This window comes from Acidobacteriota bacterium (genome assembly GCA_020853395.1).
GTDB lineage: Bacteria > Acidobacteriota > Vicinamibacteria > Vicinamibacterales > SCN-69-37 > JADYYY01.
Genome location: JADYYY010000005.1, coordinates 232,011 through 252,093, shown reverse-complemented (window position 1 = coordinate 252,093; position 20,083 = coordinate 232,011). Strand labels below are relative to the sequence as shown.

Annotated in this window: 15 protein-coding genes; 6 read left to right on the top strand and 9 right to left on the bottom strand. The window is 70.0% G+C overall.

The features are described 5' to 3' along the window. Positions 1–18 precede the first annotated feature (18 nt). The gene (locus tag IT184_05325; GenBank protein ID MCC7008217.1) at positions 19–1,425 is read left to right on the top strand and encodes an MBL fold metallo-hydrolase; all 1,407 of its coding nucleotides are present in this window, start codon (positions 19–21) and stop codon (positions 1,423–1,425) included. Positions 1,426–1,567: 142 nt separating this feature from the next. Then, on the top strand, positions 1,568–2,524 hold the full coding sequence (locus IT184_05320; GenBank protein MCC7008216.1) for a (2Fe-2S)-binding protein: 957 nt from the start codon (positions 1,568–1,570) through the stop codon (positions 2,522–2,524). Here the strand turns inward: IT184_05320 and IT184_05315 are convergent. Together IT184_05315 and IT184_05310 are read right to left on the bottom strand one after the other, a co-directional pair. After that, positions 2,472–3,074, bottom strand: coding sequence for a hypothetical protein (locus IT184_05315; GenBank protein MCC7008215.1), 603 nt, complete (start codon positions 3,072–3,074; stop codon positions 2,472–2,474). The genes IT184_05320 and IT184_05315 overlap by 53 nt on opposite strands. Before the next feature lie 39 nt (positions 3,075–3,113). Further along, positions 3,114–3,605, bottom strand: coding sequence for a hypothetical protein (locus tag IT184_05310; protein MCC7008214.1), 492 nt, complete (start codon positions 3,603–3,605; stop codon positions 3,114–3,116). A gap of 47 nt (positions 3,606–3,652) precedes the next feature. On the opposite strand from IT184_05310, the gene IT184_05305 reads away from it, so the two are divergent. Together IT184_05305 and IT184_05300 are read left to right on the top strand one after the other, a co-directional pair. Continuing rightward, positions 3,653–4,876 carry an MFS transporter gene (locus IT184_05305; protein MCC7008213.1) on the top strand — a complete coding sequence of 408 codons (1,224 nt, stop codon included), beginning with the start codon at positions 3,653–3,655 and terminating at the stop codon, positions 4,874–4,876. Then, a complete protein-coding gene (locus IT184_05300; protein ID MCC7008212.1) occupies positions 4,876–5,769 on the top strand; it encodes an amidohydrolase family protein in 894 nt (297 codons plus the stop codon). The genes IT184_05305 and IT184_05300 overlap by 1 nt, the downstream gene beginning before the upstream one ends. Positions 5,770–5,809: 40 nt before the next feature. Here the strand turns inward: IT184_05300 and IT184_05295 are convergent, their stop codons facing one another. The 3 genes from IT184_05295 to IT184_05285 all read right to left on the bottom strand — a co-directional run bounded on the left by IT184_05295 (position 5,810) and on the right by IT184_05285 (position 11,420). Next, positions 5,810–8,734: a DUF349 domain-containing protein gene (locus IT184_05295; protein MCC7008211.1), complete on the bottom strand. Its 2,925-nt coding sequence runs from the start codon at positions 8,732–8,734 to the stop codon at positions 5,810–5,812. Between the two features lie 212 nt (positions 8,735–8,946). Continuing rightward, complete coding sequence (gene pepF / locus IT184_05290) at positions 8,947–10,773, bottom strand: oligoendopeptidase F (GenBank protein MCC7008210.1); 1,827 nt, start codon at positions 10,771–10,773, stop codon at positions 8,947–8,949. Positions 10,774–10,790: 17 nt separating this feature from the next. Continuing rightward, on the bottom strand, positions 10,791–11,420 hold the full coding sequence (locus tag IT184_05285; protein ID MCC7008209.1) for a dienelactone hydrolase family protein: 630 nt from the start codon (positions 11,418–11,420) through the stop codon (positions 10,791–10,793). A 54-nt stretch (positions 11,421–11,474) separates the two neighbouring features. Here IT184_05285 and IT184_05280 point away from each other — a divergent pair, with 54 nt between their 5' ends. Together IT184_05280 and metH are read left to right on the top strand one after the other, a co-directional pair. Continuing rightward, positions 11,475–12,527, top strand: coding sequence for a metalloregulator ArsR/SmtB family transcription factor (locus tag IT184_05280; protein MCC7008208.1), 1,053 nt, complete (start codon positions 11,475–11,477; stop codon positions 12,525–12,527). Further along, a complete protein-coding gene (gene metH, locus IT184_05275) occupies positions 12,524–16,198 on the top strand; it encodes a methionine synthase (protein MCC7008207.1) in 3,675 nt (1,224 codons plus the stop codon). The genes IT184_05280 and metH overlap by 4 nt, the downstream gene beginning before the upstream one ends. Positions 16,199–16,244: 46 nt before the next feature. Here metH and IT184_05270 read toward each other — a convergent pair whose 3' ends face one another. The 4 genes from IT184_05270 to IT184_05255 form a co-directional block, all read right to left on the bottom strand. Beyond that, positions 16,245–17,048: a CPBP family intramembrane metalloprotease gene (locus IT184_05270; GenBank protein MCC7008206.1), complete on the bottom strand. Its 804-nt coding sequence runs from the start codon at positions 17,046–17,048 to the stop codon at positions 16,245–16,247. A gap of 1 nt (position 17,049) precedes the next feature. Then, entirely contained in the window at positions 17,050–18,687 is a 1,638-nt protein-coding gene (locus tag IT184_05265) for a M20/M25/M40 family metallo-hydrolase (GenBank protein MCC7008205.1), read from the bottom strand. Between the two features lie 87 nt (positions 18,688–18,774). Next, positions 18,775–19,218: a SufE family protein gene (locus IT184_05260; protein ID MCC7008204.1), complete on the bottom strand. Its 444-nt coding sequence runs from the start codon at positions 19,216–19,218 to the stop codon at positions 18,775–18,777. Position 19,219: 1 nt separating this feature from the next. Further along, the gene (locus tag IT184_05255) at positions 19,220–20,083 is read right to left on the bottom strand and encodes a sulfurtransferase (GenBank protein ID MCC7008203.1); all 864 of its coding nucleotides are present in this window, start codon (positions 20,081–20,083) and stop codon (positions 19,220–19,222) included.

The window sequence follows — 20,083 nt, the reverse complement described above, 5'->3', positions numbered from 1 at the left end:
TCGCCAATACTGCTACGCGTGACACTGACTTTTCTGGGCGCGGCGCGCACGGTCACCGGGTCGAAGCATCTGCTCGAGGTGAACGGTGCGCGCGTGCTCGTCGACTGCGGTCTCTTCCAGGGCCTCAAGGAGCTGCGCCTGCGCAACTGGGCGCCGCTGCCGGTCAACGCGACCGGCATCACGTCGGTGGTGCTGACGCACGCGCACCTCGATCACTGCGGCTACCTGCCGCGCCTGGTCAACCAGGGATTCCGCGGCCGGATCTTCTGCACGCCGGCCACGGCCGAGTTGACGCGCATCGTGCTCGCCGATGCCGCGCGGCTCCAGGAAGAGGACGCCGAGCGCGCGAACCGGAAGGGCTACACGAAGCACCATCCCGCGCTTCCGCTGTTCACGATGGAGGACGCGAGCCGTGCGATGGCGCTCCTCCAGCCGGTCGGTTACGAGCGGCCGGTACCGGTCGCGCCAGGCGTGCAAGCGGAGTTCCTCAATGCCGGCCACCTGCTCGGCTCCTCCTACGCGCGCGTCGTCGTCGAGTCCACCGGCCGCACGCTGCTCTTCGGCGGCGATCTCGGCCGGTACAACCGGCCGGTGCTTCCCGATCCCACGCCGGTCGCACACGCCGACCTGCTGCTGCTCGAATCGACGTACGGCGATCGCCTGCACGAGGCCGACGACGACGGCGAGCGCTTCGCCGGCATCGTGAGGACGACGCTCGAGCGCGGCGGACGCCTGCTGATTCCGGCGTTCGCGCTGGGCCGGGTCGAGGAGCTGCTGTACTGGGTCACGCGGCTGGAGCGGGAGCGGCGCATTCCGACCGTGCCCGTGTACGTCGACAGCCCGATGGCCGCGTCGGTCTTGGCCACGTACCGCGCGCGCGTCGAAGAGCTCGACCCCGACATCGCCGGCCCGCTCGGCGAGACCGACCGCGCGAAGGCCTTTCGGGACATGTGCGCATTCTGCGCGTCCGAGCTGAAGGTCGTCGTCTCGATTGCCGAATCGCGCGCGATTCAGGAGTCGCGCGCGCCGGCCATCATCATCTCGGCGAGCGGCATGGCCACCGGCGGGCGCGTGCTGCACCACCTCGCACGCGAGCTGCCGGACGCGCGCAACACGATCCTGTTCGCCGGCTACCAAGCCGTCGGCACGCGCGGCCGCGCGCTCGTCGACGGCGCCAAGTACACGAAGATCCACGGGCAGGACATCCCGGTCGCGGCGCGAATCGAGCGTCTCGACGCGATGTCCGCGCATGCCGACGCGAACGAGATCCTCCGCTGGCTACGCGGTTTCGAGCGCCCGCCGTCGCTCACGTGCCTCGTGCACGGTGAGCCGTCGGCCATGGACGCGCTCAAGGCGAGGATCGAGAGGGAACTGGGCTGGACGATCCGCACGCCGGCGCACCAGGAGAAGATCGAGCTCGGATGACGCCGGCCGGCCGGTCGAACGGCCGACGCCGCACGTGACGTGATCGCATCGAGCCCGGACCGATCGAGCCGACGGCTTCCCGTCACGCGGATCGCCCGCTCGTCGTCACGCGCCCGTGAACGAATCTCATAGAATGACGGCGATGTCAGCGCTGTTCGCCCACCTCGCGACGTATGGCCCCGACGACTGGAGCCGCGCCGTGGAGACGCTCGCGGCCGAAGGCCATCCGGTCGATCGCAACGCGACGCGGATCTGGTTCGCGTTCTTCCCGCTCGAGCTGCACGAGCTCGTCGCCAGCGCGCCCGATCGCGACGCCGCCGCGCGGAAGCTCGGGCTGATGGGGTCGTGGCGGCTGGCGGACCAGATCGACACGTCGCATCGGTTCTTCTACGCGCACCGTTACTGGCCCCAGGTGAAGGGCGCGATCGAGGCGGCCGCGGCGCCGTTCCCTCAGGACCTCACGGCCCTGGCACGCAACGTCGCCGACGTCGCAGCCCGCCGGTCCCGGCTCGATCGCGAGTTCCTGCTGGGCTTTGCGCTCGCCGGCCTGATGACGCTGCGGCAGGCCGGGCCCGAGGCGTTCGCCGCGGCGCCGGGGAAGGTCGCGCTCAGCGACAAAGCCCGCGCGATGTCCGCGCTGCAGGTGCTGAAGCGGCGCGCTCGCGACGACTGGCAGGGCCTGCTCGGGTTCACCCGCGGCCTCAAGAAGCGGTGGACCGTCACGTTCGACGAAAACGATCCGGACGCGAAGTTCACGGTCCTCGAAGGTCAGGAGCTGGCGTCGGGTGCGCAGAGCGATCCGCGCGACTATCGCTCGAGGGATTTGCGATGTACGCCCGGCGAGGGCCCGATTCCGGTCGAGTGCCGGGCGGCGTCGTGCGGGACGTGCTGGGTCGGCGTGCTCGGCGGGGCCGAGAAGCTGTCGCCGGTCGTCGATCGGGACGAACGCCGCCGGATGCGCGTGTTCGGCTACCCGAGCACCGACGAGGAGCGGCCGTTGATCCGGCTCGCGTGCCAGGCGCGGGCCTCGGGCGCCGTCTCGATCGTCATTCCGCCGTGGAACGGGATGCTGGGGGCTTACCTTTCCCGGCGCTCGTGAGGGCGTCCAGCTCGCGCGTGATCCGCTCGCGGATCTCCTGAACCTCACGATCGTCCTTGGCCTGCTTGAGCTCCTCGAGCGCCCGCCGAATCAGCGACTGGCCGATCCAGTTGGTGAACGCCGCCTGCAGCCGATCGATCGCCGGGATCAAGTCGGAGCTGTACATCTCCTTCGGCGTCACCATGTCCAGGAATTCCTGGTGCGTCATCGGATTGCCGCGCCGGGTGGGACCGTTGAGGAAATCGTACCCGCGCGTGTACTCGGCGAAGCTCGGCTGCCTGGCGATGATCTCCAGGTAGAACCGGAGTTGCTGCTCGTCCAGGCGCAGGCCGGATTGCCGGCGGGCGAGTGCGCGCTGAACCCGCTCGATCTGCGCCGGCGTGACCGTCAAAGGTGGAGGCGGCGTCGTGGCGTCAGGCGCCTGTGGCGCTGGCGACGCCGCAACGGCCGGAGGCTGGGCGGGCGGGGTGGCCCGTGCGAACAGCTCGACTGCAGGAGTCGACAGCGCGATGACCGCCAGACACCAGAGTGCGCGAACTCGCCAGGTCATATGCGGCCCTTACGCAATTAGGACGCCAGGCAACAGCCGTCAGTCGTTCAGCCAAACGTCGACGTTCGCCCAAGTCTCCGGATCGAGCACGGCCAGCGTCCGTAGATAAATCCGCACGTCCTCCGGGTCGAACGCGCCCTTCATCGTCGCCACGGCACTCCCAAGCCGCTCGCGGTCCGGAGGTCGCACCGCTTCTTGGGTGATGAGACCGTGATCGTGCGCGATGCCCAAGGCGTCGAGGAAGCTCGACATGAGGGCCTGCTGGTTACGGAAGTGATACGCGATGAGCGCGCGCGTGGCAATGGCGTCCGTGACCTCGGGCAGATGCGCCAATTGCGCCGCGCGCCGCTCCACCGGCTCGGCCAGGATGCTCTTCGGTCTGAACTTCAACCGACGCGCCAGGGCGACGACCGCCTCCTGCTGCTGCACCTCGATCTCCGGCGAGTCCTCGTCCCTCCAGAAGGCGTCCGCGGCGAGGAGACGCTTGGCGAGCGGCAGGTCCTTCCAGAGCCGCGAGGGCAGTTCCGGCATCCCTCGATTCTATCAAGCACGAATGCGCGCCCTATACTGAGCGCTTCATGTCCGAGCGGCTGTTCACGCCCAGGTTCGTGACGATGTTCTGCTACAGCTTCACCGTCTTCGTCTCGGTGTTCCAACTGCTGCCGGCCGCGCCGTATCGCGTGCTCGCACTCGGCGGGTCGACCGCCGTCGCCGGTCTGTTCCAGGGCGTCCTGACGTTCTCGTCGGCCGCATCGGCGGCCTTCACGGGCCCGATTACCGATCGACTCGGCCACCGGCCGGTGCTGATCGTCGTGAGCCTCGTGCTGGCGGGCGTTACCGGCAGCTATGCGTTCGTCGCCAGCAACACCCTGCTGCTCGTCGTCGCGTTCGGCCATGGCCTGATCTGGTCGGCGCTCTTGTCGGCGTCTGGCGCCTACATGACGGCGACCATTCCCGAGAGCCGCCGCGCCGAAGGACTGAGCTACTGGGGGTTGGCCTCGGTCATGGCGATCGGCGCCGCACCCGCGCTCGGCTTCTGGGTCTACAGCCATGGCTGGGCCGTGCTCTGTGCGGAGCTCGCGGCGCTCAACCTCCTGATGGCTGGAATCGCCTGGTTCCTGCCCGACGATCGAATCGCGCCGAGGACGAGCGCGCGCGCGGCGTTGAAGCGCGCGCCGCGGCATCTGGTGCGACACGGCCCGGTCGCGCTGATTCGGACGCACGTCGAGTGGCGCGTCCTGCTCCTGTCGATTGCGATGGCGCTCGTGACGTTCGGCTGGGGATCGCTCACGAGCTTCTCGGCGCTCTTCGCGGATGAGCTCGGCGTCGCACCGCGCAGCCTTTTCCTGACCGCCATGGCGACCGCGACGCTCTTCGCGCGCGTAACGGTGGGCCGCACGCTGGATCGACTCGGCCACCGCCGCGTCCTGCTCTGGTGCTTCCTCGCGCCGCCGGCGGGCCTGGTGCTGCTCGCGCTGGCCCACGATCAGCTCGGCATGCTCGTCGCCGGCCTCGTGTTCGGCGCCGGCTTCGGCCTGACGCATCCGGCCTACACGGCGTTCGTCCTCGGGCACGTCGCGCCGGCTCGGCGGGGCGCCGCGTTCGGCGCCATGCTCGCGGCTTTCGACACCGGCATCGGCGTGGGCTCCGCGCTGATGGGCTGGTTCGTCCACGCCCACGGCTTTCGACCCGCCTTCGGCATCGCGGCGCTGCTGGCGGCCCTCGCGCTGCCGTACTTCGTGTTCGCCGAACAGCGGCTGGGTTTCCGTTTCGCCATCGCAACCGAGGACGCAACGTCATGATTGCCGACGCACACTGCCACTTCTTCTCTGCCGGGTTCTTTCAGGCGCTGGGTCGCGAAGCTGGCGTCGGCGACGCCGACGTCGCGCTGCCGCGTCAGCTCGACTGGGATTCGCCGGGCGATGCCGCGGCCCTCGCGGATCGATGGGCCGCCGAGCTCGATCGGCACGACGTTCAACGCGCGATGCTCATCGCCAGCGCGCCTGGCGACGAGGACTCCGTGGCCGTCGCCGTCCGCCGGCACCCGACCCGCATCGCCGGCGCCTTCATGGTCCATCCAGGAATGACGGACCTCGTCGAGCGGCTCGATCGCGCGTTCGGCGAACAGCGGCTCTCGACGGCCTGTCTCTTTCCCGCGATGCACCACGTCGCGGTCGACGATGCGCGAACGGCGGTCGTGTTCGAGGCGGCGCGCCGGTACGGCCGCGCGGTGTTCGTGCATTGCGGGACGCTCACGGTGGGCATTCGCGGGAGGCTGGGGCTGCCGAGTCGGTTCGACCTGCGGCTCGGCGATCCGTTGGCCGTGGCGGCGGTCGCGGTCCGCTATCCGGAGGTGCCCGTGATCGTCCCGCACTTCGGCGCCGGCATGCTGCGGGAGGCGCTCATGGCCGCCGCCGCGGCGCCGAACGTGCTGCTCGACACGTCCAGCTCGAACAGTTGGATCCGATTCCACCCGAACCTGACGCTGCGCGACGTCTTCGCCCGCGCGCTCGACGTGGTCAGCGCGTCACGGCTGCTGTTCGGCACCGATTCGTCGTTCTTTCCGCGAGGCTGGCATCGCGCCGTGTACGACGCGCAACGCGCGGTGCTGACCGACCTCGGCGTCAGCCGGGACGATCAGGATCTCATCTTCGGCGGGAACTTCGCTCGGCTCTTCGGTACGCCGCGCGAGTAGGTTCCGACCAGGACTCAGGACCGAGGATTCACTCCCCGCATCACACCGCCGCGACTTCGCGCTCCTGAGGCCGCCGATTCGGCGAGGCCTGGCGGCGCGACCGATCGGTGATCTGGCGGCACGCCTCGCGGAACCGGGCGCTCAGCACGCGCGCTTCCGGTTCGGCGACCGGCGGCAGACGCTGCCACGCGGCCTGTGCCTCTTTGACGGCGTCGGCTGCGGCACGCCACTTCGCGTCGTCGCTGGCGCGGCCGCCGATGGCGTTGGACGCGAGCGCCGAGCGGAGCTTGGCGGCCAGCATCTCGGTCGGCGACAGGCCGGCCGGCTGATCCGTGATGTCGCCGAGGAACGACTCGACGCGCGCGACGAGCTTCTCCATCTTCCGAAGCACGGCCGTCGGATCGAGATCCGTGCCGGCGAAGACCTGCGGGGCGAGCATCACGACGCGCCCGATGGCCGTCTGCCAGCGATCGTTCAGGACGCGCATGCCTGGAGCGGGAATCGGCACGCTGCGATTCCAGGTGGTGCGCAGTTGCTGCACCCGGTCCGACAGATCGGCCGGCAGCGCGGTCGGATCGTTGTTGGCGATCGATTCGAGCTCGACGACGAGCGCTTCCCGCTCGGCGAGCTTGGCGTTGAGCGTGATCTCGTGGCGATTGTGATAGCGCGTGAAGAACGTGTCGGCGGCCGACCGGAAACGGTTCCAGATCGCCTCGGAGCGGCTGCGGCGCACCGGGCCGATCGTCTTCCACGCGGCCTGCAGCCTCTTCATCTCGGCCCCGACGGCCTCCCAGTCGGTGGATTCGGCCAGCGCTTCGGCCTGGGCGCACAGGGTTTCCTTCGCCGCCAGATTCTCCGTCCACGCCTTCTTGCGGTCCGTGAGGTCTTCGCGGCGGCGCGTGAAGAACGTGCTGCACGCCGTCCGGAAACGCTGCGAAAGCTCGCGGCCGATCTCGCGCGGCACGGGACCGAGCGTCTGCCACTCCGCCTGCAACTGCTGCAGCGTTTCGGCCGTCTTCGTCCAATCCTGTGACGTGGCGAGCGTTTCGGCTGCCTCGACGATCTCCTTCTTACGATCGAGCGCCGCGCGCCGCTCTTCGCGCTGCTTGGCGAAGTGGGTTTCACAGCGCGCGCGGATGAAGTCGGTCGCCGCGCGGAAGCGATCCCACAGCCGCTGGGCGTTTTGACGAGGGGCTTCGGCAACTTCCTGCCATTTGGTGTGCAGCTCGCGCAAGGCGCGGGCGGTGGCGGCGAGATCGGACGGCCTGCCGGCCTCCTCGTCGCCGCGAAGCGAGCCGACAATCGCCTCGGCCATCGCGATGAGCTGCTCCTGGCGCTGGCCGTTCGCGAAGCGGCGCCACTCGTCCATCTCGCGCAGCTCGCGCACGCGCGGCGCAATCTGCTCCTGCAGCGCCCGCAGCCGCGCGACGGCCTCGTCGATCTCGTGCCACGCCGCGGCGCGCGCCGCGGTGTCGAACGCGGCCGTGATGTCGCGGATGAGGCGCTCGCCTTCGCGAAGGGTGATCGAATCGGCTTCGGCGGCGCGCTTGGCGCGCTCGGTCAGATGGCGGAACTGGTTGAGCACCGCCTGGCGGGCCTGTTCGGCGGCGGCATCGATCGCGGCTTGCCGGGCTTTGGCCAGCGCGTCGAACCGCTCGGCGACGACGGCGAGCCTGTTGAGAAGATCGGCGGCGGGCCGGCCGGAATCGTTCAAGACGGCGGCGACGCCGCGTGCCTCGCGGCTGAGCGTGTCCCACCGCGGCAGCGCGCCCGCGTCGTCGGCCGGGAGCCTTTCGGCTTCGGCGACGAGCGCCTCCAGGGCGGCGCGCTGTTCCGCGAGCAGGGCGCCCATCTCGTGCCGCTTGCGGCACGCGGCGACCGCCTGGGCGAAGCGCTCCGCCAGTCGGTCGGCCTCCGGGCCGTTGCCGACGAGCGGCAGGAGCGATCGCCATTCTTCTTCGATTGGAATCAACTGCTCGAGCGCGTCGTCGCCGTCGAGCGTCTCGACGCGCGCGCAGAGCGCGTCGCGCGTGGCGATCGCCTCGGCTCGCAGCCGGCGCAGGTCGGCCGCTTCGGCGGCTTCGCGTTCGCGGCGCGTCAGGCAGACGTCGGCGGCGGCCTGACCGCGCTGGAATCGTTCGACGAGCTCGGGCTCACCGATCGCCAGGGCCTTCCACGCGTCAACCACGCGCGCGAGCTCGGCTCGCGCGGCGGCGACGTCCGTCAGGCTGCCGACCTGCTCGACCGCGTCGCAGAGGGCGGACGCGCGGCGGCGGCGATCTTCGACGGCGGCGAGGCGGGCGGCTTCGGCCGCTTCGAGTTCCTGAATCATGGTGCGCGCCTTGCGGGCGACGTTCTTGTGGGCAGCGGATTCGATGGCGCGGAGCTGCGCAACGCCTGGGCCGTCGGCAGCGATGCGGTCGAACGCGGCGAGCGCGATCTCGGCCGACACCGCGTGGAGCGCGACCTCGACGAGCTCGTTTGGATCGGTGAGCCGAGCGAGCGCGTCGGCGGCCGTCGATGCATGCCGCGCCTGCCGTGCGACCGAGCCGAGGGCACGTTCGCCCGACAGTCGAGTGAGCGCCGCCTGCGTCACCGGCTCGGCGGCATCGCTCTTGGCGATCGTCGACAACCGTCGCGGGTCGGACAGCTCGCCGAGCGCGGACAAGGCCAGTTCCAGGCCGGCCGCATCGTCGGTTGCGAGGACGCGCGTCGCCAGCGCGACGAGCCGATCGGCCGCGCGGTCACGCAGCTCGGCATCCGCATCGTTCGCCGCGATCCGGCCGAGTGCCGCGGGCGTCGATACGCGTGCCGTCGCGGCCCGCCTCACGCGGACGTCTGGGTCGGACTCCGCCAGGGCGGCGAGCTCCACCTGATCGTCCAGTTCGCGGACGGCGTCCAGCCTGACGGCCGGATCCGCGTGCTTCCAACGGGGTTGCGGCTTCAGCTTGTCGAGAAGTCCCATGGTTTGGACATCTCTGTAAGAAAGGTCTGTGCCGTACGCTGGAGGCGGTCTCTCGGCGGGGTATCGACTACCCGATCCTTACGGATCAATCACTTACGACGATGAGCGCCGTGGAAGTGGGGGATCCCCCTTCCGCGGGATCCAGCAGTCCGAATCGTCAATCCAAAGTTACAAGGTCGCGTTGCCGGCGCGCGTCCGTCCTCGTCGAGCCGTCAGAGGAGCTCCTCGAGGCGATCGAGCAACGTGTTCAGCTCGAGGGACACGGCTTGCACGGTCGACGGCTCGCTCAGGTCGATGCCCGCGCCCTCGAGCAGCGTCATCGGATGGTTGCTGCCGCCGGCCGCGAGGAGCGTCAGGAATCGATCCCGCGCTTCCGCGCCGGCTGTCCCGCCCTGGCGGATCCCGGCCGCCAGCCGCGCGGCCGATGCGAAGCAGGTCGCGTACTGGTAGACGTAGTACGGCGACCCGTAGAAGTGGGGAATCCTGGCCCAGGTCGCGGGCGTCAGATCCTCGAGGTCGACCGCGTCGCCGTAGTAGGCCTCGAACCGCGACTTGTACAGGACGCTCAGCACGTCGGCGGTGACCGGCTCGTCGCGTTCCACCAGCTCGTGCGCCGCGAGCTCGAAATCGGCGAAGAGCACCTGGGTGTAGAACGTGCTCGAGATCTCGTCGATGGCGTGCGTGAGCAGCACGATGCGCTCCTGCCGATCGTGCGCGCGGTCGAGCAGATGATCGAGCAGCAGCATCTCGCTGAGCGTCGACGGCACCTCGGCGACGAAGATCGTGTAATCCGAGTACACGAACGGCTGGCGCGCGTGCGAGAGCAGCGTGTGCATCGAGTGGCCCATCTCGTGCGCGAGCGTGAACACATCGTCGAGCGTGTCGGCCCAGTTGAGGAGCATGTACGGGTGCACGCCGTACACGGGGGCCGAGTAGGCGCCGCTCTGCTTGCCTTCGGTTTCGTAGACGTCGATCCAGCGGCCCGCGAAGCCTTCGCGCATCCTGGCCTGGTAGGCATCGCCGAGCGGCGACACCGACCGGACGATCGCCTCCAGCACGTCGTCGTAGGCGTAGCGGCGATCCCATTCGACGATGGGGATCGAGAAGTCGTAGGGGTAGTAGCGATCGAGCTGCAAGGCGCGCCGGCGGAGCCGGTGGTAGCGCCGCAGCGGCTCCACGCCCGCGCTGGCGCGGGTGGTGGCGATGAGATTGTCCACCACGCTGCGCGGGATGTTGTTGCCGTGGAGCGCGGCGTCGAGCGTCGTCTCGTAGCCGCGTGATCGCGCATGGAACCAGTCGCGCTCGCACACGGCGTGGTAGAGCGCGGCATAGGTGTTGAGCGTCGCGGCGAACGTGCCGTAGTGGCCGAGGAAGGCCGCGCGGCGGTCCGGCTGGTGCCGGTTCGTCGCCATCACGGCGCGGTACTGGCCGTACGTGCAGGTCATGGTCTCGCCCGTGCTGAGCGTGATCTCGGGGAACTTGGCGTCTGCGACCGACAGCGCCTGATACGCCTGCGGCGGCGCGCCCGAGAGTTGCGCCGAGAGCGACAACAGGCGCTCACCCTGCTCGTCGAGCACGTGCTCCTGCAGGCGATAGATCTCCTCGAGGTAGAAGCGATAGATGGCGAGCTGCTCGTCGCGTGCCATCCACGCCTGGACCGTCGCCAGCGGAATCGCCAGCAGTTCCGGACTGAACCAGGACGTGGCTTGCTGCCAACGCGCCATCAGCGCCTGCACCTGCTGCCTTCTGGCGTTGATCTGGTTGTCGCGCTGGTCTTCGTCGTACCGCAGCGACGCGAAGAAGTAGACCCTGTAGGCGAGCTGCCCCAGCCGATCGTTGAGGTGCATGGCGGCGAGCAGCCGGTGGGGCCCTTCGGCCAGCGTGCCCTTCAGGCTCCCGTACTCCGCGATCGCGCCTTCGAGCTCGGCCCGTGCCCGATCCCAGCTCGTCCAGTCCGGGTAGATGTGTCCGAGGTCCCACTGGTAGCGGCGATCGATGTCGGCGCGACGACGGGAGCGGGCGGGAGCGGGGGGCGTCATGCCGGCATCATAGCGGGTCACGCCTGGCGCATCCACGCGGCCGCGGCATCGAGCACGGCGGCGAATGCGGCGCCCGCCGGATCGACGCGCCGCGGCGCTTCGAGCGAGTGGTCTCCGCCGTCGACCAGGTGCAGCGTGGCCAGCGGCAGCGCGGCGGCGAGCGCGCGCATCTCATCGGGCGACCCGAACGGATCGCGCGTGCCGTGCAGCAGCAGGAGCGGCACGCCGACGCGCGCGAGGTGTCGATCGCGACGCTCCGCGGGCCGGCCCGGTGGATGGAGGGGATAGCCGAACGCGAGCACACCGCGCGGGGCCGGCGCGAACCCGCCCGTCGCGGCCACCTGCGTGGCGATGCGGCCTCCCATGGACTTGCCGCCGGCGAAGAGCGCCGCGGCGCTCCGGCCGTCGGCCGAGCTCGCGACGGCGCGCCAGGCCTCCTGGAATGCGGCCTCGAGCACCGGGCCGCGATCGGGGACGCGGCGTCCAGCCCGCAGGTAGGGGAACTCGAAGGTCACGACCGTCACGCCGCGTTCGGCCAGACCGCGCCCGACGCGCTCCATCCACGGGTGCAGCTCTCCCGCGCCCGCGCCGTGGGCGAGCAGGAGCAGCGGCGCGCGCCGGCGGCCGGCGGCGGCATAGGTGCGCACCGCCAGATTCTACGGCGGTTGCGATACGTCATCGATATATGTAGATTTGTTGATGTGATCGATACGGCTGGCCTCCTGCGCGTCCTCGCCGATCCCGCCCGGCTGCGGCTGCTGCGCGCGCTGGCGCGCGAGCCGCTGAACGTCACGGAACTGACCGCTGTGCTGGCCATGGCGCAGTCCGGCGTGTCCAGGCATCTGGGGCTGCTCCGCAAGCTCGGCGTCGTCGTCGAGGAGCGGCGCGGGACGTTCGCGTGGTACCGGCTGGCGCCGGACGTCGCCGGGCAGGCCGGGCCCAGGGCCGCACTGTGGAGCTGGCTGCACGGCGAGTTCGAGCACGCCACCGACGAGACCAGGAGCGACGACAGCCGCCTCGAGGAAGTGCGCCGGCTGCGGAAGGAGAACTTCCTGCAGCACGGCGGCGGCAGCGAACGGCGCCAGTTCGTGCCCGGGCGGAGCTGGGCAGCCTGGGCGCGGGCGCTGTCGCTGCTGCTGCCCGCGGCCGACGTCGCCGATCTCGGCTGCGGCGAGGGGTACCTGACGGTCGAAACCGCACGCTGGGCGACGCGCGTGACCGCGATCGACCGATCGGCCGACGTGCTCGCGCGCGCACGCGCCCTGGCCGCCCGCCGCGGCGTCGACAACATCACCTGGAAGCGCGGCGAGCTCGAGCGGCTGCCGCTCGGAGACGCGAGCGTGGACGTCGCGATCCTCTCGCAGGCGCTCCACCATGCGGACGACCCGGCGGCCGCGCTCGCCGAAGCGTGGCGCGTGCTGCGCCCCGGCGGCCGCGTCCTGATTCTCGATCTCCGCGAGCACGACCAGACGTGGGTCCGATCGAAGCTGGGCGACCGCTGGCTCGGGTTCACGGACGAGAGCCTGCGCCGGCTGCTCGCCGCGTCGGGATTTCACCAGCCGGTCGTGCGGGTGGGCGCGCGGCGGACGGCCGATCCGTTCACGGTGCTGGTGGCCTCGGCGATCAAGCCGTCGGCCGCGGCACGCACGTCCAGCCGTCGGCCGCGAACGGTTTCCGCGCCGCGCCGCCGGGCACCGCGCACGACGCAGGGCGCCGCTGACGTCTCCCTCTCCAACGAAAGGCCGCGACGATGACCGCACGTGAGTATCTCGATCGGATTCTCCAGAGACGGATTGCCGTCCTGGACGGCGCGATGGGCACGATGATCCAGCGCCGCCGGCTGAGCGAAGCCGACTTCCGCGGCAGCGTCTTCGCCGGCCATGCGATCGATCTCAAGGGCAACAACGACGTGCTGGTGCTGACGCAGCCGGCGGTGATCGGCGAGGTCCATCGCGAGTACCTTGCCGCCGGCGCGGACATCGTCGAGACGAACACGTTCAACGCGAACGCCGTGTCGCAGGCCGACTACGGGCTCGAGTCGGCCGTCTACGAGCTGAACCTGGCCGGCGCGCGGCTGGCGCGCGAGGCCGTGGACGAGTGGTCGGCCCGGACGCCGGCGCAGCGACGCTTCGTGGCCGGGGCGATCGGGCCGACCAATCGCACGCTGTCGATCTCGCCGGACGTCAACAACCCGGCGTTCCGCAACATCACCTTCGACGCGATGAAGGCGGCGTACGTCGACCAGGTGCGCGGCTTGATCGACGGCGGCGTGGACCTGCTGCTGCTCGAGACGATCATCGATGCGCTCAACACGAAGGCCGCGATCGTCGCGATCCAGGAGGTCCAGGACGAGCAGGGCGTCGAGCTGCCGTTGATGATCTCCGCGACGATCACCGATCGCAGCGGCCGGACGCTCGCGGGCCAGACGCTCGACGCGTTCTACATCGCGATGCTGCACGCCGATCCGTGGGCGATCGGGATCAACTGCGCGCTCGGCGCAGCCGAGATGCGTCCGTTCCTCGCCGAGCTGTCGCGCATCGCGGAGTGCTGGGTCAGCGCGTACCCGAACGCGGGCCTGCCGAACGCCTTCGGCGAGTACGACCAGCAGCCCGACGAGACCGGGCACCTCCTGCGCGACTTCGCCGCGAGCGGCTTCGCGAACGTCCTGGGCGGCTGCTGCGGTACGACGCCGGACCACATCGCCCGCGTCGTGCAGGCCGTCGACGGCGTGGCCCCTCGCCCTCGCCCCTCGCCGGCCGCGCACGGTACGCGGCTGTCGGGTCTCGAGCCGCTCGAGATCCGGCCGGACAGCAACTTCCAGATGATCGGCGAACGGACCAACGTCACGGGGTCGCGCAAGTTCGCCAGGCTGGTGAAGGACGGCCAGTGGGCGGAGGCGGCGAGCGTGGCGCTCGAGCAGGTACGCGGCGGGGCGAACCTCATCGACGTGAACATGGACGAGGGCATGCTGGACTCGGCCGCCGCGATGACGACGTTCCTGCAGTACGTCGCGACCGAGCCGGAGATCGCCCGCGTGCCGCTGATGATCGACAGCTCGCGCTGGAGCGTGATTCAGGCCGGGCTGAAATGCGTGCAGGGCAGGCCCGTCGTCAACTCGATCTCGCTGAAGGAGGGCGAAGCCGACTTCCTGCAGAAGGCCCGCGAGATCCGCCGGTACGGCGCGGCGGCCGTCGTCATGGCGTTCGACGAGCAGGGCCAGGCCGACACGATCGATCGCAAGGTCGAGATCTGCCAGCGCGCGTACCGGCTGCTCACCGAGCGCGCCCGGTTCGCGCCCGCCGACATCATCTTCGATCCGAACGTCCTGGCCGTCGCGACCGGCATCGAGGAACACAACGCGTACGCGCGCAACTTCATCGAGGCCACGCAAATCATCAAGGCGACGTGCCCGGGCGTGCGCGTGAGCGGCGGGATCAGCAACCTGTCGTTCTCGTTCCGCGGCAACGACGTCGTGCGGGAGGCGATGCACGCCGCGTTCCTGTACCACGCGATCCGGGCCGGCCTCGACATGGGCATCGTCAACGCGGGCCAGCTCGCCGTCTACGAGGACATCCCGCCGGATCTGCTCGAGCGCGTCGAAGACGTGCTCTTCAACCGCCGGCCGGACGCGACCGAGCGGCTCGTCACGTTCGCTGATCAGGTGAAGGGCGCCAAGAAGGAGCAGGACGTCCAGGCTTGGCGCGAGCAGCCGGTGCGCGAGCGGCTGGTACACGCGCTCGTGCACGGCATCGTCGACTTCATCGAGGCCGACGTCGAGGAGGCGCGCGTCGCGCTGGGCCAGCCGATCGACGTCATCGACGGCCCGCTCATGGACGGCATGAAGACCGTGGGCGATCTGTTCGGCGCCGGCAAGATGTTCCTGCCGCAGGTGGTCAAGAGCGCGCGCGCGATGAAGCGCGCGGTCGCCTACCTCGAGCCCTACATGGCCGAGGCGCAGGCGAGCGCGACGTCGAACGGCGCCCGCGAGCCGAACGGGCGCGTGCTGCTCGCCACGGTCAAGGGCGACGTCCACGACATCGGCAAGAACATCGTCGGCGTCGTGCTGGGGTGCAACAACTACCAGGTGATCGACCTCGGCGTCATGGTGCCGATGGATCGGATCCTGTCGGAGGCCGAGGCCCAGCAGGCCGACGTCATCGGCCTGAGCGGGCTGATCACGCCGTCGCTCGACGAGATGGTCGCCGTCGCGCACGAGATGGAACGGCGGCGGCTGCGGACGCCACTGCTCATCGGCGGCGCGACGACGAGCCGGCAGCACACGGCGGTGAAGATCGCGCCGGAGTACCAGGGCATCACCGTGCACGTGCTCGACGCCTCGCGCGCCGTGGACGTCGTGTCGAGCCTGCTGAGCGACCGGCAGCGTGACGCGTTCGTCGACACCGTCCGGCGCGATCAGGCCGCGCTCCGGGACCGCTACGCCGCCTCCCGGGAGAAGCCGCTGCTCGCGTTGGCGAACGCGCGCGCGAACCACCTCGTGACCGACTGGGACACGCAGGAGCTTCCCGTCCCGTGGTTCGTCGGCCGGCGCGTCGTGGAGCCGCCGATCGCCGACCTCGTGCCGTTCATCGACTGGACGTTCTTCTTCTCCGCGTGGGAGATGAAGGGCCGGTTTCCCGCGATCCTCGACCATCCGGAGCTCGGCGCGGCCGCGCGCGAGCTCTACGAGAACGCGCAGGCCGTGCTGTCGCGGATGATGGGCGATCCGCGCATCGCGGTCCGCGGCGTCTACGGCTTCTGGCCCGCCAACAGCGACGGCGACGACATCGTGATCTTCACCGACGATGCGCGCCGCACGGAGCTCGCGCGGTTCCACATGCTCCGGCAGCAGGAGCGGATCGCCGACGGGCGGCCCAACCGCTGCCTTGCCGACTTCGTGGCGCCGCGCGCGTCGCTCGCGCCCGACTACATCGGCGCCTTCGCGGTCACGGGCGGCATCGGCGCCGACGTGCTGGCGCGCGAGTACGAGCGCGCCCACGACGACTACGACGCCATCGTGGTCAAGGCGCTGGCGGATCGGCTGGCGGAGGCCTTCGCGGAGTACCTCCACGCCCAGGCTCGCCGGGACTGGGGCTACGCGCGCGACGAGCAGTTGTCGGCCGAGGATCTGATCCAGGAGAAGTACCGCGGCATCCGGCCCGCGTTCGGCTACCCGGCCTGCCCCGATCACAGCGAGAAGACCACGCTCTTCCGCGTGCTGCGCCCGGAGGACGTCGGCATCGAGCTCACGGAATCGTTCGCCATGACCCCGCCCGCTTCCGTCAGCGGCATCTATCTGAGCCACCCGCAGGCCAAGTACTTCAACGTCGGCCGGCTCGGACGCGACCAGGTGGAGGACTACGCGCGCAGGAAAGGCGTGAGCGTCGAGCAGGCTGAACGCTGGCTCGCGCCGTATCTGGGCTATTGACGTACCGACGGTCGGGGCACTGCTCCGCGCCGCGGCCGGAACGTCATCAGGAGAGACGAGCGAGCCGCCAGTAGCGCGACGTGCCGGGATGCCGCACGAGCCAGAGCGCGACGACGAATGAGAGCAGTTGGGCGATCGCCACGAGGCTGAGCGACCACCCCGGCACGGTGCGCGCCTGATCGGTCGAGATCGTCAGCCAGAAGTTCAGGAACGCGTGCAGGCCGATCGCCGGCCAGAGCGAGGCGAACCGCCAATAGACCCAGGCGAAGACGATGCCGCCGGCGGTCAGCGTGGCGATCTGTCCGGCGAGCATGCCGACGCGCACGAGCGTCAGCTCCCACGGCGAGCTGATGTAGTAGGACCCCACGTGCGCGTTGAGCTGCGGGCCGTGCGCTGCCCCGAACGCGAGCGCGCTGAGCGCGACGGCGGCTGGCAGCGAGAGGCCGGCGCTCCGCCGCAGGTGCGTCAGCAGGAAGCCTCGAAAGAGCACTTCCTCGGCGAAGGGCCCGAGCAGTACCGTCCCGACGATCAGGTCGCCGGTGGCCGTCCGATAGCCGGAAGCGGCGACGGCGGCCGCCATCGGCAGCGTTGCGATCAGGCCGAACGCGAGGCCGCGCGCGATGCCGGCGTCGAGACCGAGCGCCGGCCATCGATCGGCTGCGCCCCGGCGCGCGAGCAGCGCGGCCGCCATGGCGCTCGGCAGGACCCAGATGCCGGCCTTGAAGAGGCCGCTCCAGGTCGCCGAGTACGAGGCGGGTGATTGCTGATCGTCGAGCCACCAGAACAGCCGCACGGCCGCGTACACGAACGAGAGGAGCACGGCGGCCGTCAGCGCGCGGCGGACCTTCACGTCATCCCCGAGAGGCGGCCGCGTCGCGCGACCGGCGGAACGCGGCGAGACGTTGCTCGCGGACGGCGCGGAACTCGCGGCCGGCCGACCACGCCGGATACGCCTCGGCGTTCGCCACGCGGTAGCCGAGCGCGAACAGCAGCTTGCCGTCTTCGGCGGCGCCGCCGAGATCCCACCAATCCTGCACCTGGTCCGACGGCTGGTGGTAATACTTCTCGGTCCACTCCGCTCGCACCCGCTGCCCGTGGTCGGCTGGCTTGCCGGCGAATTCGACGCCCGAGTCGGGATTGAACGCCGGCACGCCGGCTTTCGCGAAGTTGAAGTGATCCGACCGGTAGTAGAAGCCTTTCTCGGGCTCCGGATCGGCGCAGAGCACGCGTCCCTGCTCGGCGGCCGCCTCCGCCGCATACGCGTCGAGGTCGGACGCGCCGAGGCCGATGACCGTCACATCGCGCGTGCGGCCCCACACGTTCAGCTCGTCCACGTTGATCGCGGCGAGCGTCGTCTCGAGCGGATAGAGCGGGAACGTCGCGTAGTAGCCCGATCCGAGCAGGCCCGACTCCTCGGCCGTGACGACGAGGAGCAGAATCGTGCGCCGCGGCCTCGGTGAGATCCGCGCGAACCGCCGCGCGAACTCGATCAGCATCGCGACGCCGCTCGCGTTGTCCCTCGCGCCGTGATGGACGGCCGTCCCGCGCGGCGTCTCCGACGTTCCGAGATGATCCCAGTGCGCGACGTAGAGGACGTGCTCGTCGGCGACGGCGGGATCGCCGCCGGGAATCTTCGCGATCACGTTGCGGGAGTCGACGGTCCGCAGCGTCTGGCGGAACGACATCGACGCGCGCCCGCCGAGCGCGACCGGCGCGAACTCCCGCGTGCGTGCGCGCGATTTCAGCTCGTCGAAGTCGAGACCTGCGCGCGCGAGGAGCCGGACCGCCGCGTCGCGCGACAGCCAGCCCTCGATGGCGGCCCGGCGCATGTTCCGATCCGGCGTGACGAGGTCGAACCGCTCGCCGTCCATGCCCTGCACGACCGTGAAGGGATAGCCGGCCGGCCCGGTCTCGTGCACGATCAGCACGGCCGCGGCGCCGAGCTCGGCGGCTTTCTCGCACTTGTACGTCCACCGGCCGTAGTAGGTCATCGCGCGGCCCGTGAACATGGCGGGATCCAGCTCATCCGGCTTCGATGGATCGAGCGGCACGGGCGGATCGTTGACGAGCACGACGATCGTCTTCCCGCGCACGTCCACGCCCTTGAAGTCGTCCCAGCCGTACTCGGACGCCTGCACGCCGTATCCGACGAAGACGATCTCCGAGTCGTTCACCGTGATGTCGTCGGTCACCCGGCGGCTGAAGGCGACGACCTCCTCGTGCGGCTGGAAGCGTTCGCGATGGTCGTCGAACGCCACGACCAGATCGGTGAACGTGTGGGCGCGAAGGCTGACGAGCGGAACGTGTTGCACCCACCCGCCGTCCGGATGGCCAGGCGCGGCGCCGGCCTCCTGGAAGCGGCGCACGAGGTAGTCGACCGTGCGCTGCTCTCCGGCCGACCCGGGCGCGCGCCCGCCGAAGTCGGCCGACGAAAGCTGGCGGATGTCAGCCAGGACCGACGCGATGTCCACGTCCGGCAGATCCGCCATCGGAATCCGCGGCGCGGTTACCGGCTGACGCTGATTCGCCTGCATCGCTATCCCTCGGCCCCCGAAACCGTCGCCCCAGCGTCTTCTCTAGCGTCCCGCTTCGGCCGCCTTCGCCAGGCTGCGCACCGCCTGCACCATCGACATCAGGCCCATCCCTTTGCCCATCGAGATGTTCTGCCGGAAGATCTTCTCGACGATGTCGGGCGTGACGGCGGCGATCTCGGACGGGGGCAGGCCCGATAGCGATCGGTCGAGGATCGTCGCGAGCGCTTTGGCCGAGATGCCGGACGGGTTCTCGACCGCGAAGTGCAGCTTGAGCGTGCCGTCCGGCTGCTTCAGCGCCCACACGTACGCTTCGGACTCGCAGTGCGGCACGAGATGGTGCTTTGGGAACGGCCGGCTCGCGACCGCGGCCGGCACCTCCCTGAACTGATCCGCGTAGCTCAGCAGCAGGCCGGTGCGATCCGCCGGATCGCTGAACATCTCGAAGGTCTCGAGCACCGCCTGGAGTGTCTGAGGCAGCGCCGGCATCTCACTTCTCGATGGGCAACCCGACCGAATTGCCCCACTCCGTCCACGAGCCGTCGTAGTTCTTGACGTTCTTGAACCCGAGCAGGTACTTCAACGCGAACCAGGTGTGGCTGCTGCGCTCGCCGATGCGGCAGTACGCGATGGTCGGCTTGTCCTTCTTCAGCTTGTTCGTCTTCAGGTAGAGGTCGGCGAGCTCGTTCGCCGTCTTGAACGTGCCGTCGTCCGGGTTGACCGCGCGCGCCCAGGGGACGCTCTTCGCGCCCGGGATGTGGCCGCCACGGAGCGCGCCCTCGTTCGGGTAGTCGGGCATGTGCATCCGCGTGCCCGCGTACTCCTCGGGGCTCCGGACGTCCACGATCTGCCCCTTGCCCTTCACGTGCACCAGCACCTCGGGCCGGAACGCGCGGACCGGCTTGTCGTTGCGCTCGACCGCCGGGTAGCGCGCCGGCTTGATCGCCGGCACGTCTTTCGTCATCGGCCGGCCCTCGCGCTCCCACTTGATCCGGCCGCCGTCCATGATCCGGACGTTCTTGTGGCCGAACAACTGGAAGACCCAGAGCGCATAGCACGCCCACCAGTTGTTCTTGTCGCCGTAGAAGACGACCGTCGTCTTCGGTGTGATGCCGATGCGCGACGCGAGCGCCGAGAACCCCTTCTCGGTGATGTAGTCGCGCCGGACGGGATCGTTCAGATCGGCCGTCCAGTCCACGTGGACGGCGCCCGGAACGTGCCCGGACGCGTAGAGCAGCGTGTCTTCGTTCGACTCGACCAAGCGGACGTTGGGATCGTTCAAGTGCTCGGCGACCCACTCGGTGGACGCGAGCATCTCGGGGTGCGCGTAGCCGCGTGCAGCAATGTCGGACAT